The organism is Aeoliella fuhlenseeensis, assembly GCF_052161615.1.
Taxonomy (GTDB): Bacteria; Planctomycetota; Planctomycetia; order Pirellulales; family Lacipirellulaceae; genus Aeoliella.
In genome coordinates, this window is sequence record NZ_CP197417.1 from 4520216 (window position 1) to 4536342 (window position 16127).

The window sequence follows — 16127 nt, forward strand, 5'->3', positions numbered from 1 at the left end:
CGACATCACGTACCAATAGGGGCACTACCATGAACACCTTTTTAGACGCTTTCACGCCGCTCGTGGCGCAGGCCGAATTCTCGATTCCCACAGACGGATGGATTGGCACACTGATAAGCTGGGCCATCGTGTTCGCGGTTGGCATCTTCGTGTTCGTGATGGTCCCCATCATGCTGATCAAGGCACTCTATAAGAAGTGCAGCAGCAACGAGGTGCTCGTGAAGTGGGGTATGTTCACCCCCAGTGGCACCAGCGCCACGACGATCCACGGTGGCGGCACTTATGTCTTGCCGGCCGTCCAGGAGTACGCCTACCTAAGCCTCGACCCGATCCTGATCGAAATCCCGCTCCGCGGTGCTCTCTCGATCGAGAACATCCGTGTGAACGTCCCCAGCGTGTTCACGGTCGCCATCGGCAAAGAGCCCGAGATCATGCAACAAGCGGCCATTCGCCTGCTGAAGAAATCCACCGGCGACATTCGCAAGATGGCCGAGGAAATCATCTTCGGTCAGCTTCGCCAAGTCATCGCGTCGATGGGCATCGAAGACATCAACCGCGATCGCGATTCGTTCCTCACGCACATTCAAAACTCGGTCGAACCCGAGCTCAAGAAGATCGGCCTCGTCCTAATCAACGTGAATATCACCGACATCACCGACGAGTCGGGCTACATCGACGCCATCGGCCAAAAGGCCGCGAGCGAAGCCATCCAGCAAGCCCGCGGTGACGTCGCCGACGAGCATCGCAAGGGTGAAATTCGCGTCGCCAACGCCGAGCGGGAGAAAGACGTCGAAGTCGCTAACGCCCAGAAGCTCCGTGAAATCGGTACCCGCGAAGCCCTGCGTGAGCAGTCGGTTCGCATCGCCGAGCTCGAAAAGGAACAAGTGATCGGCGAGAAGGCCGCCGAGCGCGACCGGGCCGTTCAAGTGGCCAACATGCTTAAAGAACAGACGGTTGGCGAACGCACTGCCGAGTTCCAGCGCGAAGTGCAAGTGAAGCAGGCCGAGCAGAACAAGCGTATCGCGGTGGCCGAAGCCAACGCCGCGGCGGTTGACGGCGAAAACGTCGCCGAGGCGAAGGTCGCCAAGTCGCAAGCCACGCTCTTGGTCGAGAAAGCCGAAGCCTACGAGAAGGGTGAATCGCGCAAGCGAGAAGCCGAGGCCGCGGTTATCGAGATCCAGAACCGCGCGATGGCCAAGGCCGCGATGGCCGAGGCCGAGCGCGTCGAAGCCGAGAAGCGTGCCGAGCTCGAAGCTCCGGCGAAAGCCGAGAAGGCCCGCATCGTGGTCGAGGCCGAAGCCGAGGCCGAGAAGCGTCGACTCGAAGCAATGGGCGAAGCGTCCGCGATTTACGCCAAGCTCGAAGCCGAGGCCCGCGGCCAGTACGAGATCCTCGCCAAGAAGGGCGAAGGCCTCAAGCTGATCGTCGAGGCGTGCGGTGGCGCGAAGGAAGCGTTCCAGCTCATGATGCTCGAACACCTCGACAACCTGGCCGAGGCCAGCGCCAAGGCGATCTCGAACATCAAGTTCGACAAGATCGTGGTCTGGGAAAACGGCAAGGGCTCGAACGGCCGCAGCAGCACCGCCGACTTCCTACACAGCATGGCGGGCACGCTCCCCCCAATGCTGCAAGTGATGAAGGACATCGGCGGCGTCGAAATCCCCGACGCCCTGGCGAAGCTCGCCGGCGAAAGCGCCAGCGGCCGCGACGAACCGGTGAAGGCCGCCGCCACCACGAATGGCTCGGTCGCCACGATCGACCTCGAAGGCGACGGCCCCAAGGGAAAACCCCGCTAGTTCGCGACGCTTATAGATCCCAACTCCCCAATAGCCCCGACCAAGCTTGGTCGGGGCTATTTTCGTTGTGGAGTTTAGATAGCCACAAAGAGGCACGATAACGCACTAAGAGAACGTATTCGCGCACTTTCAATTTTTGTGTTCTTTCGTGCCTTTTCGCGGCAATCCATCTCCACCTTTCCCCGGCGCGGCCCTCGTTGCAAAATGGCTCGATGGAAAAGCCACGCGTCAACGTCGCCGACAGCCTCACGCAGCAAGCCGCCGAGCGCCCCGATTCCTGGGCCGTCATTGATGCGGGGAGATCACGGCACGCGAGTCCGCAGGAGAGGATCAAGCTCGCACACGGGGCATCTCACCCGGCCATCACGTACGAGCGTCTCCACCACGATGCCGACACCTACGCCAAGGGCCTCATGGAACTCGGCGTGCGTCCTGGTACTCGCATCGCGCTGCTGGTGAAACCGAGCATCGAGTTCGTCACGCTGGTGTTCGCGCTATTGCGCAGCGGCGCGACGATGGTGCTTGTTGACTCAGGCATGGGGCGGAAGAATATCGTGCGATGTCTCGCGGCGACCGAACCCGAAGGCTTCGTCGCGATCCCCATCGGCCAGCTACTTCGCATCGCGAAACGGAAAGAGTTCCCAAACGCCAAACTCAACGTCACCGTCGGCAGCTCCATCCTCCCGCTCGGCCTAACGCTTCTCGGTTTAGCCAAGCTCGGAAGGAACTCTCACGCCACGCTCCCCCACACCACCGCCGACGACCCCGCCGCCATCGTCTTCACCTCGGGCAGCACGGGGCCTCCCAAGGGTGTGGTGTATCGCCACGAGACGTTCGCCACGCAGCTTGCCGAGATTCATCGGATGTACGGACTCGAAGCCGGCAGCGTCGACCTCGCTTGCTTCCCACTCTTTGGTCTCTTCAACGTCGCGCTCGGCATCACCACCGTCTTCCCCGACATGGACTTCAGCCGCCCGGCGAGCGCCGACCCCAAGAAGCTGCTCGCCGCCGCAAACGATTTCGAAGTCACGCAGTCGTTCGCCTCGCCCGCGGTGTGGGACAAGCTGAGCCGACACTGCCAACAGTCGGCCGAGCAGATTCCATCGCTTCGGCACGTTTACAGTTGCGGCGCGCCGGTGAGTGCCGAAATCATCCAGCGGACGCTCAAGTACATCGCCCCCGGTGCCGACATGCACACGCCGTACGGAGCGACCGAGTGCCTGCCGGTCTCGTCGATCGACGCCACCGAGATCCTCACCGAAACCGCCGAGAAAACCCGCGAAGGCGCCGGCGTCTGCGTGGGTCACAAAGTCGCGAGCGTCGAATGGCGGGTGATCCGCATCACCGACGACCCCATCGCGACGATTGAAGAAACCGAAGAGCTCCCTCAAGGCGAAATCGGCGAACTGATCGTCCGCGGCCCGCAAGTTAGTCGCGAATACCTAACCCCCAGCCCCCGACGGAAGTCGGGGGTTTCGGAAGCTACTACTCCCGCCACGGACCACAATCACCTCTCAAAAATCAGAGACGACCTAACGGTCTGGCACCGCATGGGCGACGTCGGTTACCTCGACGAACAAGGCCGCTTCTGGTACTGCGGACGGAAGAGTCAGCGGGTGCGGCATCGCGATGGCGACTTGTATACCGCCTCGATTGAGGAAGTCGTCAACACATTCCCCGAGGTAAGCAAATCCGCATTAGTGGGTTGCGAGCGGGACGGCAAAATTCAGCCGGTACTGGTCGTTGAACTTAGAAAGCACCCCGGACTGATCACGAAACCCAGCGACCTTTGGGACCGCTGGTGCGCAATCGAACCGCGGCTACCCAACATGTGGTACGGCGAGTCAAGTTTCACCGATTTCCCGACAGTTCTCATCCACTCCAAGCTCCCCACCGACATCCGCCACAACGCCAAAATCAATCGCGAGCAACTAGCCGAGTGGGCGGCGAAGAAGCTGAAGAAACAATAACCTCGTTCCCACGCTCCGCGTGGGAACGCATAGGTGGCCGCTCCGCGGCCCGTACTAGAATTAACAATTAGTGTCGTAGTGAATGACCGCGGAGCGGTCGGGCAGTGTGTTCCCACGCAGAGCGTGGGAACAAGATGAATGTTGGGGCAAGCATGGCACGTACGCGTTATAAAATCTACGACACCGCCTATCCACACTTCCTCACCTGCACCGTAGTTGATTGGCTCCCGGTATTCACCCGCCCCGAGGCAGTTCAGATCGTCCTCGATTCATGGACTTACCTTCAAGACAACAACCGTTTAGAGCTCTTCGCCTTCGTGATATTGGAGAATCACGTACACTTCATAGGAGCCAGTGAGAATTTGGTGAAGGAAGTAGGAGACTTCAAGTCGTTCACCGCTCGGAAACTAATTGACTTGCTCAAGCAGGCCAATGCGAAGACATTGTTGGATCAATTCTCCTACAGCAAACCAGCCCACAAAACAGATCGCGACTTTCAGTTCTGGGAAGAGGGCAGTAAACCTAAGCAGATTTCGAATAACGAGATGATGGAGCAGAAGATCGAGTACATTCACAACAATCCCGTGAAGCGGGGCTACGTCGATCTACCCGAGCATTGGCGTTATTCGAGTGCTCGCAACTACCTCGGACACGGAGGTCTGATCAATGTCACCACAGATTGGAGATAACCACCACCCTCGTTCCCACGCTCTGCGTGGGAACGCATGGGTGGCCGCTCCGCGGCCGGTACGGAAATGTTGTGAGGAATGACCGCAGAGCGGTCCACCAGTGTGTTCCCACGCGGAGCGTGGGAACAAGATGTACTAAATCATCCATCCCAAATCATAAATCCTAAATGCAAGTCCTCGTCACCGGCCCCGCCGGTTTTCTTGGTCGGTACATCGTCGAACAACTCCTTGCCCGGGGCGACTCGGTGCGGGGGCTTGCGCGTGGTGACTACCCCGAGCTCTCGGCCATCGGCGTCGAGATGGTTCAGGGCGATCTTGCGAACCTGCCTGACGTGCTCCGCGCTTGCGAAGGGGTCGACTGCGTGATGCACGTGGCGGGCAAGGTGGGCGTGTGGGGGAAGTGGATCGACTACTTTCGCGCGAACATCCAAGGCACGATGAACATCCTCGCCGCCTGCAAGCAGCTGGGCATCGAGCGGCTCGTGTTCACCAGCAGCCCCAGCGTGACGTTCGCCGGCACCGACCAGCGCGGCATCGACGAAGGGGCCCCCTACCCTGCCCGCTGGTTGTCGCACTACCCGCACTCCAAAGCGATCGCCGAACAGATGGTTCTCGCATCGAGTGGCGAGACTGTCGAAGGTGGTGGCACGCTTCGAACTTGCTCGCTCCGCCCTCACTTGGTGTGGGGACCACGCGATCATCATTTAGTTGCGCGGCTCATCGAGCGCGGTCGCACCGGTCAGCTCCGACGTGTCGGTGGCGGGGCGAACCTCGTCGACAATATTTATGTCGAGAACGCAGCCGAGGCCCACCTGCTGGCGGCCGACGCGCTCGCGTCCGCCGACTCGCCGGCGGCGGGCAAGGCGTACTTCCTAAGTCAGGGCGACCCCGTCGAGTGCTGGCAATGGATCGACGACATCCTGGCACTCGCCGACTTGCCTCCGGTCCAGAAATCCATCTCCAAACGTGCTGCCTACTCGGTCGGCGCGGTGCTGGAGTTCGCCTACTGGGCCTCACGAAAGTGGGACGACGAGCCACGCATGACGCGGTTCGTCGCCCTGCAGCTCGCGACCGATCACTGGTTCGACATCGGTGCCGCCCGCCGCGACCTGGGCTACTCGCCCCGCATTTCCACCGAAGCGGGAATGCAGCGGCTGGGCCAATGGATCGCCGAAGGTGGCCTGAAAACAGGCTGAAACGTGGTCGCCTAGCCCGTTTTTCCCGCGCCAACTACAATCGCCGGTTCGGCTAACCTTGCCAGCGGTCCGTATTGCCTGGCCATTTCGCACTCCGCACTCAGCTATTCCCAAATGTTACGCACCCATACTTGTGGCGAACTCCGCTCTTCTCACGCTGGCCAGGAAGTCACCCTCTGCGGATGGGTCGATAGCTACCGCGATCACGGCGGCGGTCTGTTCGTCGACCTTCGCGACCGTTATGGCATTACGCAAATCGCGTTCAGCCCCCCCGACACGCCGGCCGACCTGATCGAAGCGAGCAAAGAACTCCGCGCTGAGTACGTGGTGCAGATCACGGGCAAAGTAGCCGAGCGTCCCGAGGGTCAGCACAACCCTCGACTCTCGACCGGCGACATCGAACTCCGCGCCACCGGTCTGACGCTGCTCAACAAGGCGAAGACCCCGCCGGTCTCGCCTTCAGAGAAAGTCACCGAGCTTCCTGGCGAAGACACCCGGCTCAAGTACCGCTATCTCGACCTGCGTCGTCCACAGATGCAGAAGGCGATGATCCTCCGCGATCGCATCACCAAAGGGATGCGTGACTACTTCGAGGAGAATGGCTTCCTCGACGTCGAAACGCCCATCCTCGGCCGCAGCACGCCCGAAGGAGCTCGCGACTACTTGGTGCCAAGCCGCGTGCACAATGGCAACTTCTACGCCCTGCCCCAGTCGCCGCAGCTCTACAAGCAGATCCTGATGATTGCGGGCTACGACCGTTACGTGCAGATCGCCCGCTGTTTCCGCGACGAGGACCTTCGCGCCGATCGCCAGCCCGAGTTCACGCAAGTCGACCTTGAAATGAGCTTCGTCGACGCCGACGACGTGATCGGCATGATCGACGGCTGCATGCAGAAGCTCGCCAAGGAAGTGCTCGGCATCGATCTGAAGTTGCCACTTCCGCGCATGACGTACGACGAAGCGATGACACGCTACGGCCATGACGCCCCCGACTTGCGGTTCGACATGGAGATCGTCGACTGCACCGACCTCGCCGCCGAGAGCGACTTTGGCGTGTTCAAGTCGGTGACGGCCGAGGGTGGTTTCGTCCGCGCGGTCAACGCCAAGAAGGGTACCGACACCTACAGCCGCCGTGGTATCGACGGTCTGACCGAGTACGTGAAGAACTACGGCGCAAAGGGCCTCGCGTGGTTCCGCTGCGAAGACGATGGCAAGCTCGGCTCGACGATCGCCAAGTTCTTCAGCGACGAGCTGCTCGAAAAGTTCGCCAAGCGTCTGAACGCCGAACCGGGCGACCTCATCCTGTTCTCCGCCGCCGATTGGGCCACCACCTGCAAGGTGCTATACGCCCTGCGGAAGAAGGTGGGCGAAGAGATGAAGCTCTACGACCCCGCCGAGATGAATTTCAGCTGGATCGTCGAGTTCCCGATGTTCGAGTACGACACCGAAGAGAAGCGTTGGAACGCGATGCACCACCCATTCACCGCGCCGCTTGAAGATCACGTCCCGCTGTTGGACACGGACCCCGGTAAGTGCCGCGCGAAGGCGTACGACCTGGTGATCAACGGCTACGAAGCGGGCGGCGGTACCATCCGTATCCACGACTCCGAAACGCAAAGCAAAGTGTTCGGCCTCTTGGGCATCGACACCGAAACCGCCCGCGACCGCTTCGGCTTCCTCTTAGACGCACTGGCCTACGGCGCGCCCCCGCACGGTGGCCTCGCCCTCGGCCTCGACCGCGTGGTCATGCTCTTCGGCGGCCTCGACAACATCCGCGACGTCATCGCCTTCCCCAAGACGCAGAAGGCAACCGACATGATGACTGAAGCCCCCGGCACGGTGGACAAGAAGCAGCTGAAGGAGCTGGGGATTAAGCTGGATTCGTAGAAGTTGGCACGTCGGCAACCACCGAGGTACAATACAGCTATGAACGTTCAAATCGACGCCATCTATGATAACGGAGTACTGCGGCCTTTAACGCCGTTATCGTTACCCGACCAGTCGAGGGTGACTGTCACCGTCGATGTCGATGCCGCGGGTCAAGCTGATTCAGCGTCTGAGATCGAGGCAAAACGGTTAGCAATTAGGAAGTTATTCGACGACATCGATAAACTTCCGCAGCCTGAAAACAAGGACGGCTGGTCAGCCAAAAACCACGACGAAGTACTCTACGGTTGGAAGAAATGATCTTCGTCGACACCGGATTTTGGTTTGCAACCTTCGTTCAGGAAGACCCAGCCCACGACGCGTGTCGCTCGCTGTTCGCGGCCCACAGCGACCACCTGCTCACGACCAATTTTGTGTTTGACGAGCTATGTACTTTGTTTCGAGCTCGTGGCTGCCGAGAGATTGCCAATCGCTTTTGCCCAGACCTCTTATCGGAGGCTATCTGCCGCCTTCACTGGGTTACCGAGGAAGATTTCCTGAGTGCTTGGAGCATTTACAGTCGGTTCACGGACAAGGACTGGAGCTTCACGGACTGTACCAGCTACGCAGTGATGCAACGCCTCGGCATCACTGAAACGCTCGCACTTGATGACCACTTCCGGCAGTTTGGTATTGCGACGGTGAAGCCGTAGGCGACCAGGAGCTACCCATGCCCCTCCTCTCCCGAGCCAACCTCTTCACCCTCCAGGGTTCGGTCGATCGTCGCGAGTACTTGGGGGTGGGCGTGGTGCTCATGCTGGTTAAATACGCGGTCGAGGCAGGCACGGTCTACCTCACTACCGGCATGGCCTACACGCCGATCGAATTCTTCAGCCCACTGATGTCGTCGCGTGTTCGATTTGTCGAGGCAGGCGGGGCATGGCTCGGTTGGGCGTGGCTGATGTGGACCATTCCGTTCGTGTGGATTGCGATCGCCATGACGTTTCGCCGCGCGAAGGACGCCGACTTATCACCTTGGACGGCGATGGCCATACTGGTTCCCCTGGTAAATTTTGCAACCATGCTGATGATGTCGCTCGCACCTTCATCGGCGAAGCCTTCGCGTGAACAATCAGCTAACAGGCCAATCCACAAAGAGGGACAGGCCGTCGACTCCCGCCCTAGCCATCTAGCACCAAAGCAGAGCATACCCGAACAAGCCTCGTTCAAGGCGGCCGCTGCGGGTCTTGCCGTCGGAGTACTTTATACCTTGGTAGTCGCCGGGCTGATGACGTTAGTTCTTCAGAGCTACGGGGCCGCTCTATTCTTTGGGGCTCCCATCATCTCCGGTGCCGCCTGCGGATATGTATTTAATAGCCGTCGACGGCAGACGCTGGGGCAAACGCTGAACCTAGCGGCCACGCTTGTACTCTGCACGATGGCCACGATGCTTCTGGTCGGGCTCGAAGGCGCGTTTTGCATTCTGATGGCATTTCCGCTGCTAGCTCCACTGTCGATGCTTGGTGCGGTTGTTGGACGAGAAATTACAAGGAACAGTGGGGTCGACCAGAGACGAGACGATCGTGGAATGCTCGGCGCTTTGTTGCTACTCCCGTTGGTGGCGACGGTCGAGCCCTTCGTGGCGGGGCCGGCTCCGCTGGTTGTCACAACCGCGATCGACATCCAGGCTAGTCCCCAGGAAGTGTGGGATGTGGTCGTCGCATTCCCCGACATCGAAGCACCGCCCGCCTGGTACTTCCGCTGGGGAATCGCTGCGCCCGAGCGGGCTCGCATCGAAGGCCACGGCGTAGGAGCGGTGCGGCACTGCGAGTTCACCACCGGTTCGTTCGTCGAGCCCATCACCGTGTGGGACGAGCCCCGGCGACTGGCGTTCGACGTTACCGAACAACCCGCACCGATGTTCGAGCTGTCGCCCTATGGCCATCTCCACCCTCCCCACCTCGACATCTCGTTCCGCAGCACCAAGGGAGAGTTTCGTCTCGAAGCGTTGCCCGACGGTGGCACACGACTGATTGGCACCACCTGGTACGAACTCGACATCGCCCCCCACACCTACTGGCAATGGTGGACCGACTGGATCGTCCACCAGATTCACCGCCGGGTTCTGGAGCACATCAAGGTGGTGGCAGAGCAGAAGCCACTAGCTCTCCAGTGAGGCGGGTCGTCCCCGACCCCGGAAAGAGTTGCTCGAAGTGGAACTCCCCCTCACCCCTCGACCAACCGTCGAACTTCCCCCCAAAACACCGCAAGCTCAAGCGTCACCTCTGGAAGCCGCGGCGAAGTGTAGGCATCGCCAGTCATGGGTTCCACTTGATAGCGATCGCCTGCCAGTAGCAGGAACTCGATGTGTTGCTCGGCAGGGTCGACGATCCAGTACTCGGGCACGCCATGCTCGGCGTAGATAGCCAGCTTGTGGCGACGGTCGCGCGAGGCACGCGACTCGCTAACGATCTCGACCACTAAGTCCGGCGGGCCGGTGACGTGGCGGCCAATGATCGTCCGGCGACCCTTCGCGACGTAAACCAAATCGGGCTGCACCACGGTATCGTCCGACAAGTGCACATCAATTGGCGAGGCGACGCCGGAACCGCCACCCTTTCGCGACGCTCGCAACACCATTTCGGATAGAAGCAGCGATATGGCTTGGTGGAGAAAATTTGGCGCAGGCGACATGACGTAATGGCCTCGAATCAGCTCGATCGGTTCCCCTTCGGGCAGCTTCCAGTAGTCGGCTGCCCGATAGGGTCCGATGCCACTACTACCCCCGATTGCTGGAAAGTCAGGGAGATAGGCCGAGGTAGAGAAATTGGCAGTGCTCATGCTGTAAGTATACCCAACTGCCCATTCTCCGCCCCAGCTCCATTTTCCGGCGAATTCCGAGCCCCATGATCCCCCCAACTATTTCCCACTTTCTTCGCCCCACCCACTAGTAAGCGCACGCCCGATCAGGTACATTCACCACTGCGTATGGACGCCATCCGCCAGGGTGAACCTGGGGGGCGGCGGATTGTCCCCCTTGGTGGGGGACTTCGAGAGTAATGTCGCACCCCCTGCGACATTACTCTTGTTGACACGACGGGGATTATTGACGCAAACAACCGCTAGGAAACAACTTACAGCGACAGCCAATGGGCCCGCGAAATGGATAAAGTCGCAGTCAATCGATTTTCGACCCTTTCGCGACAAAACCACCTCAGCCGCCGACCCCTCCGAAGACACGTAGGTCTTCGGGTATTTTGATAGTCTGTTAGAAACCTTCGACCGACCTGCTCCTCACTCCCTCGCCATATTCGATGTCGCATATCCAAGTTGCCCAGCGTGTCACTCGCCTGCCGCCGTACCTGTTTGGTCGGATCAATAAGATGATCTACGACAAGCGGACCGCCGGCGACGATGTCATCGAGCTCGGCATGGGCAACCCCAGCGACCCGCCGCAGGACATTGTGATCGAGAAGCTGACCGAGGCAGCCCGCGATCCGCGGAACCATCGCTACAGCAAGTCGAACGGCATTGCGAATCTCCGCCGCGAGGTTGGCACCAAGTACCTCAAGAAGTACGGCGTGCGGCTCGATCCGGCGGACGAGGTGATGGTGTGTCTGGGCTCGAAGGAAGGCTTCAGCCACATGTGCCTGGCGATGATGGGACCGGGCGACACCGCCATCGTCCCCGCGCCGTACTTCCCGGTGCACGTCTACGCGGTCGCCCTCGCGTCGGGCAACGCGATCACGCTGCCGGTGGCGAACAGCGAGAAGTTCCTCTCCGACATCGCTTACACTTGCGAAACGCTTTACCCCAAGCCGAAGCTGCTGATCCTCTGCTACCCTCACAATCCATCGAGCGTGGTGGTCGAGCAAGGTTTCTACGACGAGGTGGTGAAGCTCGCGAAGAAGTACGGGCTGATGGTAATCAGCGACTTCGCCTACGCCGACGTGGCGTTCGATGGTTACAAACCGCCGAGCTTCCTAGCATCGAAGGGTGCGATCGACGTTGGTGTCGAGTTCACCACCATGAGCAAAGGCTACAACATGGCCGGCTGGCGTGTTGGCTTCTGCTGTGGCAATCGCGAGATGATTCAGGCTCTTGGCACCATCAAGGGCTACTACGATTACGGCATGTTCCAAGCGATCCAGATCGCCGCGATCGTGGCCCTGCGTCACACCGACGCCGCGGTCGAGGAGCAGTCGAAGATCTACCAAGGCCGCCGCGACGTGCTGTGCGATGGCCTCGCGCGATTGGGCTGGGAGATCAATCCCCCGAAGGCCGGCATGTTCGTCTGGCAAGCGATCCCCGAGCCGTGGAAGAGCCGCATGAGCACCATGGACTTCGCGATGATGCTGCTCGACAAGGGCAACGTCGCCGTTAGCCCCGGCAGCGGTTTCGGCCCCGCGGGCGAAGGCTACCTGCGGATGAGCCTGGTGGAGAACGAAAACCGCCTCCGCCAAGCCGTGCGGCAGATTAAGCAGTGCCTGAAGGAAGCGGAAGAAGAGTGGAGTAACAAACCCGCAGTCGTTGTGGCGGAAGCTTAGGCTCCGAAGTGTAGGACCGATGCCCCCCATCAAACTCCAACCTGTTAGCCTCGAAAGGATGGTCCAAGCCGTGGAGCGCGTCCGCGATCGCTTGGCCCGGGCGGTCAAGGTGTTGGAGGGTGCCGGCATTCCTTACGCCGTGGCTGGTGGGAATGCAGTGGCGGCGTGGGTGACTCGCGTGGACGCTGCCGCGGTGCGTAACACTCAGGATGTCGACATCTTGCTCCGACGCGAAGACCTGGAGCGGGCAAAGGAAGCCTTTGCGAAAGCCGGATTCGTCTACCGGCACGTGAAGAGCATCGACATGTTTCTCGACGGCGAGGGTGCCAAGGCACGGGATGCCGTGCACGTGCTGTTTGCCGAGGAGCGGATCAAATCGGATGACCTTTCGCTGACTCCGAGCTTGGACCAAGTCGATACGCAGGGCGACTTCGCGGTGGTGGATTTGGAAGCTCTGGTGCGGATGAAGCTGACAAGCTTCCGCCTGAAGGACCAAGTTCACCTCCAAGACATGGTGGAAGTCGAGTTAGTCGACGACTCCTGGCCAATCCGCTTCGACGGCGAATTAGCCGATCGCCTGCGAAAGATATTGGAGAACCCAGAGGCATAACTCGGAATTCCGGCCGCTTGAAGAGCCAACCCTTCCTCCCTTACCATTGCGATAACCTTCGACAACCAGAACCTACCAGACGCCTCACGGCGTCCGCTCGCCCCCAATGATTGCTAAACTCGCCCTCGAAGATGGAACTGTGTACACGGGAACCGCTATTGGTGCGGCGGGGGAAGTGGATGGCGAGGTTTGCTTCAACACCTCGATGACCGGGTATCAGGAGATCCTGACCGATCCCAGCTACCGCGGGCAGATCGTCACGATGACCTACCCGCAGATCGGCAACTACGGCGTCAACGCCGAGGATGTCGAGAGCGCGAAGCCTCACCTCGCTGGATTCATCGTTCGCGAACACAGCCGTCGGCAGAGCAACTTCCGCTGCGAGCAAAGTTTGAGCGAGTATCTGGAGCAGCACAACGTCGTGGCGATTGAATCGATCGACACGCGCTCTCTGGTCCGTAAGTTGCGTTCGCAGGGTGCGATGCGGGGCGTGTTGTCGACCGTGGATCTCGACGACGCCAGCCTAGTGGCCAAGGCCAAGGCGAGCCCCGGGCTCGTTGGACGTGACCTCGTGCAGGAAGTCGCCGCGACCGAAGCACGAGAGTGGACCGAACCGCTCAACACCTGGACGCTGCTCCATCCGCGCGACGAGGATACGTCAGGTGCATCGGTGCCCCACGTCGTGGCGATGGACTTCGGCATGAAGTGGAACATCCCCCGCCACTTGGTCGACATGGGTTGCCGCGTAACAGTGGTGCCTGGTGGTTACAACGCCGAGCAGATCCTAGAGCTCGCGCCGGATGGCGTGTTCCTCTCCAACGGCCCCGGCGATCCCGAGCCGATTGAGTACGCGATCACTACGATCCGCGACCTCTTGGGCAAGAAGCCTGTGTTCGGCATTTGCCTCGGTCATCAGCTGTTGTCGCTGGCGTGCGGGGCGAAGACGTTCAAGATGAAGTTCGGCCATCGCGGCGCGAATCAACCCGTGCACGATTTGATCACCGACAAGGTGGAGATTACTTCGCAGAACCACGGGTTTGCCGTCGACGAATCGTCCATGCCTAGCTCGCTGGAAGTAACGCACCGCAGCCTGAACGATCAAACGATTGAAGGCGTTCAGCACCGCGAGTATCCGGCATTCTCGGTACAGTACCACCCCGAAGCGTCCAGCGGCCCGCACGACAGTCATTACCTGTTCGAGCGGTTTTATCGTTCGATGGTGGACTAGGCTGAGCACGACTCGGAAAGCTGCCTTCGATTCCGAGTTTCGGTCAAATTAGACTCAGCGATTTGCCCTACTTCAAACCATAACCTAGTCTTCTGATGTTGTCCGTTCTGCGCGAATTGAGTGCGTGGCGGCGACCACCTTATCCCACCTGCCTGTTCCCACCTGTCGGCTTGTTTTCCTCTGTCGCCGCCGGCTGAGTCGCCCTTGACTCCCCACGCCGGACTGACGGCAGTTTTGCTTGTCCCTTGAATGGCCGCTCGCACCTCCGTGTTCCTGATGAACACCGAGGCCCCACCGAGCCCGCCCCGTGAGTCGCCTGTGCCCGAGCCAGACGAAATCATCCGTCAATCCGTTGAGGCATGGTCTGCTGAACAGCAGGATTACACCGCGGAGCTGGAACAATCGCTCGCCGCGCTGGAATCGTACGAAGCTCGATTAGGAGAGTGGCACAGCGAACTCGTCACCAAGTCCGAACAACTAGATCAACAGAACCGCGACCTGGAAGAGCGTCGCAAACAATTCGCCCAACAGCAGGCCTCTGACTTGGCGATGACTGCCGAGTTGGATCAAGCACGGGCGGAGGTGGAAGACCTTCGTCAGCGCCTGGCCGAGATGGTCGATCCGATTGTCGCGGCGAGTGCCGCGGCAACGGGCGACACCGGATACACCAACCGCAGTGGTAAGTCGAACGCGGGGGTCGAGTTGCTCGACCCGTCGGTCAGCGCCGTTGCCAAGCAGTTCCAAAAGCTGCGACAGCAACAAGCGGCCCGTCGTTCCGCCGGCCGCTAGCGAGGTTCCATTCAGCCACCTCCCCCCACGGCGAAGTCCACCATGCAAGCCACCCTTCAACACGTTCCTTACGCACCGCGTCTGCGGCGTTGGATGTCGATCGCGCTTCCCGTGGCCGCCATTGGGACGTTCGCGGTGGGCGTGGTCTTGGGTCACATGGCGTTGATGGCGATCGGTGCGGTCGCGATCTGCACTGTTTGGCGGGACGTTGGCGTGCGTGCGGCCGCCAACGTCCATCGCCTCGTTGCGCAGCGAGGTCTGCGACTTCCGTCGCAACAGCGTGCGGAGATGACTCGCACGAAACTCGGCAGGCCTTCCGCCCCCGGCGAGAAGCCGCCCGTAGAACCGAAACGAGAAACTCCTAGCGAGCATCGCGCGAAAACTCCTCCGACAAGTGCGAGTCCGACTTCGGAACTCGTGCAGAAGATGATCACGCAAGGCCGGTACGCGTTGCTCTTACGCCGCGAGACCGCCTCGCAGCTTGCCAACGAGGAACTTGCCGCGGTGCTCGCCGAGATGGACGAGCGCATGTCGGTTGTTCCCGCGGGTCGCGTACTTGTCGGCGAGTACGCCGAACGAGCGACTTGGGGCAGCACCCCCGTTGGCGAGGACTGCGCCGGACTTGAGTACGTCGAGGGATGCTACCTTGACCGGTTCTGCGTAACCAACGAGCAGTACCAATGCTTCGTCGACGATTGCGGCTACGAACAGTTCCAACTGTGGCCCGAGGAAGCGTTGCCCGCGCTGTTCGAGTTCATCGATCGCACCGGCACGCCAGCCCCTGCTGGTTGGTGCGACGGGCAGTTCCCCGAAGGTGAAGAGAATTTGCCCGTGGTTGGCATTAGTTGGTTTGAAGCCGCCGCTTACGCGAAGTGGGTTGGTCGCCGACTCCCCACCGATGCCGAATGGACGAAGGCAGGTGCCTGGCCCGTCGAAGTCTCGCCCGGCCGGGTGACGCAGCGTCGCTACCCGTGGGGCGATACGTTCGAAGCTCGTCGTGCCGCCTTGTGGTCGAGTGGCCAGCGTGGCCCCGCGCCGGTCGATGCGTTCGAAGCGGGTGCCTCGCTCGGCAGCGTTTACCAACTCATTGGCAACGTGTGGGAGTGGACCAGTTCGGCACTCGACGCCACGTCACGCGTTGCTGGTGGTTCGAGCGATGGCGCATCGATGAAGGTGCTACACGGCGGTGCGTTCAACACCTACTTCGAGAACCAAGCCACGTGTCACTTCCGTAGCGGCGAGCGCCCCCTCTCGCGGCGTAGCAACATTGGCTTCCGCCTCGCGCTGTCGTTCGATGTGATCGCGGATCAGGAGGGTCGCGATGTCGAGATGGCTCCCGAGGAAGAGGCTGAGCCCGGATTGTCCGACGACGCGTAGGTCGTCGGCTATGAAGGATGTAATTGCGAACCTCCAACTTCGACCTTCCACCTACAAAC

Annotated in this window: 14 protein-coding genes; 13 read left to right on the forward strand and 1 reads right to left on the reverse strand. The window is 60.5% G+C overall.

Going from position 1 to position 16127, the window contains the following annotated elements:
- Positions 1-29 precede the first annotated feature (29 nt).
- The 8 genes from SH292x_RS17630 to SH292x_RS17665 all read left to right on the forward strand — a co-directional run bounded on the left by SH292x_RS17630 (position 30) and on the right by SH292x_RS17665 (position 9693).
- Positions 30-1796 carry a flotillin family protein gene (locus SH292x_RS17630; protein WP_442482332.1) on the forward strand — a complete coding sequence of 589 codons (1767 nt, stop codon included), beginning with the start codon at positions 30-32 and terminating at the stop codon, positions 1794-1796.
- 212 nt (positions 1797-2008) lie between these two features.
- Positions 2009-3766 carry a fatty acid CoA ligase family protein gene (locus SH292x_RS17635; RefSeq protein ID WP_442482333.1) on the forward strand — a complete coding sequence of 586 codons (1758 nt, stop codon included), beginning with the start codon at positions 2009-2011 and terminating at the stop codon, positions 3764-3766.
- A gap of 152 nt (positions 3767-3918) precedes the next feature.
- Positions 3919-4455 carry an REP-associated tyrosine transposase gene (locus SH292x_RS17640; RefSeq protein WP_442482334.1) on the forward strand — a complete coding sequence of 179 codons (537 nt, stop codon included), beginning with the start codon at positions 3919-3921 and terminating at the stop codon, positions 4453-4455.
- 167 nt (positions 4456-4622) lie between these two features.
- On the forward strand, positions 4623-5651 hold the full coding sequence (locus tag SH292x_RS17645; RefSeq protein WP_442482335.1) for an NAD-dependent epimerase/dehydratase family protein: 1029 nt from the start codon (positions 4623-4625) through the stop codon (positions 5649-5651).
- Positions 5652-5765: 114 nt separating this feature from the next.
- Complete coding sequence (gene aspS / locus SH292x_RS17650) at positions 5766-7538, forward strand: aspartate--tRNA ligase (RefSeq protein WP_442482336.1); 1773 nt, start codon at positions 5766-5768, stop codon at positions 7536-7538.
- Positions 7539-7577: 39 nt separating this feature from the next.
- Entirely contained in the window at positions 7578-7838 is a 261-nt protein-coding gene (locus SH292x_RS17655; RefSeq protein WP_442482337.1) for an antitoxin family protein, read from the forward strand.
- The gene (locus tag SH292x_RS17660; protein ID WP_442482338.1) at positions 7835-8230 is read left to right on the forward strand and encodes a type II toxin-antitoxin system VapC family toxin; all 396 of its coding nucleotides are present in this window, start codon (positions 7835-7837) and stop codon (positions 8228-8230) included. Before SH292x_RS17655 ends, SH292x_RS17660 begins: the two co-directional genes overlap by 4 nt.
- Before the next feature lie 17 nt (positions 8231-8247).
- The gene (locus tag SH292x_RS17665) at positions 8248-9693 is read left to right on the forward strand and encodes a DUF805 domain-containing protein (RefSeq protein WP_442482339.1); all 1446 of its coding nucleotides are present in this window, start codon (positions 8248-8250) and stop codon (positions 9691-9693) included.
- 50 nt (positions 9694-9743) lie between these two features.
- Here the strand turns inward: SH292x_RS17665 and SH292x_RS17670 are convergent, their stop codons facing one another.
- Positions 9744-10358 carry a Uma2 family endonuclease gene (locus tag SH292x_RS17670; RefSeq protein WP_442482340.1) on the reverse strand — a complete coding sequence of 205 codons (615 nt, stop codon included), beginning with the start codon at positions 10356-10358 and terminating at the stop codon, positions 9744-9746.
- A 473-nt stretch (positions 10359-10831) separates the two neighbouring features.
- Between SH292x_RS17670 and SH292x_RS17675 the strand changes: the two genes are divergently transcribed.
- From SH292x_RS17675 to SH292x_RS17695, 5 genes are all read left to right on the forward strand, one after another.
- Positions 10832-12064: an aminotransferase class I/II-fold pyridoxal phosphate-dependent enzyme gene (locus tag SH292x_RS17675; RefSeq protein WP_442482341.1), complete on the forward strand. Its 1233-nt coding sequence runs from the start codon at positions 10832-10834 to the stop codon at positions 12062-12064.
- A 19-nt stretch (positions 12065-12083) separates the two neighbouring features.
- Entirely contained in the window at positions 12084-12674 is a 591-nt protein-coding gene (locus SH292x_RS17680) for a nucleotidyltransferase family protein (RefSeq protein WP_442482342.1), read from the forward strand.
- Between the two features lie 106 nt (positions 12675-12780).
- Positions 12781-13902, forward strand: a complete 1122-nt coding sequence (carA, locus tag SH292x_RS17685; protein ID WP_442482343.1) for a glutamine-hydrolyzing carbamoyl-phosphate synthase small subunit — start codon at positions 12781-12783, stop codon at positions 13900-13902.
- 249 nt (positions 13903-14151) lie between these two features.
- Positions 14152-14691, forward strand: coding sequence for a hypothetical protein (locus tag SH292x_RS17690; protein WP_442482344.1), 540 nt, complete (start codon positions 14152-14154; stop codon positions 14689-14691).
- A gap of 42 nt (positions 14692-14733) precedes the next feature.
- Positions 14734-16068, forward strand: coding sequence for a formylglycine-generating enzyme family protein (locus SH292x_RS17695; protein WP_442482345.1), 1335 nt, complete (start codon positions 14734-14736; stop codon positions 16066-16068).
- Positions 16069-16127: the final 59 nt, after the last annotated feature.

What these genes read in the sequence shown, in the direction of transcription:
- SH292x_RS17630 (WP_442482332.1), top strand. Translation starts at nt 30, where the DNA reads ATGAACACCTTTTTAGACGCTTTCACGCCGCTCGTGGCGCAGGCCGAA.
- SH292x_RS17635 (WP_442482333.1), top strand. Translation starts at nt 2,009, where the DNA reads ATGGAAAAGCCACGCGTCAACGTCGCCGACAGCCTCACGCAGCAAGCC.
- SH292x_RS17640 (WP_442482334.1), top strand. Translation starts at nt 3,919, where the DNA reads ATGGCACGTACGCGTTATAAAATCTACGACACCGCCTATCCACACTTC.
- SH292x_RS17645 (WP_442482335.1), top strand. Translation starts at nt 4,623, where the DNA reads ATGCAAGTCCTCGTCACCGGCCCCGCCGGTTTTCTTGGTCGGTACATC.
- aspS (WP_442482336.1), top strand. Translation starts at nt 5,766, where the DNA reads ATGTTACGCACCCATACTTGTGGCGAACTCCGCTCTTCTCACGCTGGC.
- SH292x_RS17655 (WP_442482337.1), top strand. Translation starts at nt 7,578, where the DNA reads ATGAACGTTCAAATCGACGCCATCTATGATAACGGAGTACTGCGGCCT.
- SH292x_RS17660 (WP_442482338.1), top strand. Translation starts at nt 7,835, where the DNA reads ATGATCTTCGTCGACACCGGATTTTGGTTTGCAACCTTCGTTCAGGAA.
- SH292x_RS17665 (WP_442482339.1), top strand. Translation starts at nt 8,248, where the DNA reads ATGCCCCTCCTCTCCCGAGCCAACCTCTTCACCCTCCAGGGTTCGGTC.
- SH292x_RS17670 (WP_442482340.1), bottom strand. Translation starts at nt 10,358, where the DNA reads ATGAGCACTGCCAATTTCTCTACCTCGGCCTATCTCCCTGACTTTCCA.
- SH292x_RS17675 (WP_442482341.1), top strand. Translation starts at nt 10,832, where the DNA reads ATGTCGCATATCCAAGTTGCCCAGCGTGTCACTCGCCTGCCGCCGTAC.
- SH292x_RS17680 (WP_442482342.1), top strand. Translation starts at nt 12,084, where the DNA reads ATGCCCCCCATCAAACTCCAACCTGTTAGCCTCGAAAGGATGGTCCAA.
- carA (WP_442482343.1), top strand. Translation starts at nt 12,781, where the DNA reads ATGATTGCTAAACTCGCCCTCGAAGATGGAACTGTGTACACGGGAACC.
- SH292x_RS17690 (WP_442482344.1), top strand. Translation starts at nt 14,152, where the DNA reads ATGGCCGCTCGCACCTCCGTGTTCCTGATGAACACCGAGGCCCCACCG.
- SH292x_RS17695 (WP_442482345.1), top strand. Translation starts at nt 14,734, where the DNA reads ATGCAAGCCACCCTTCAACACGTTCCTTACGCACCGCGTCTGCGGCGT.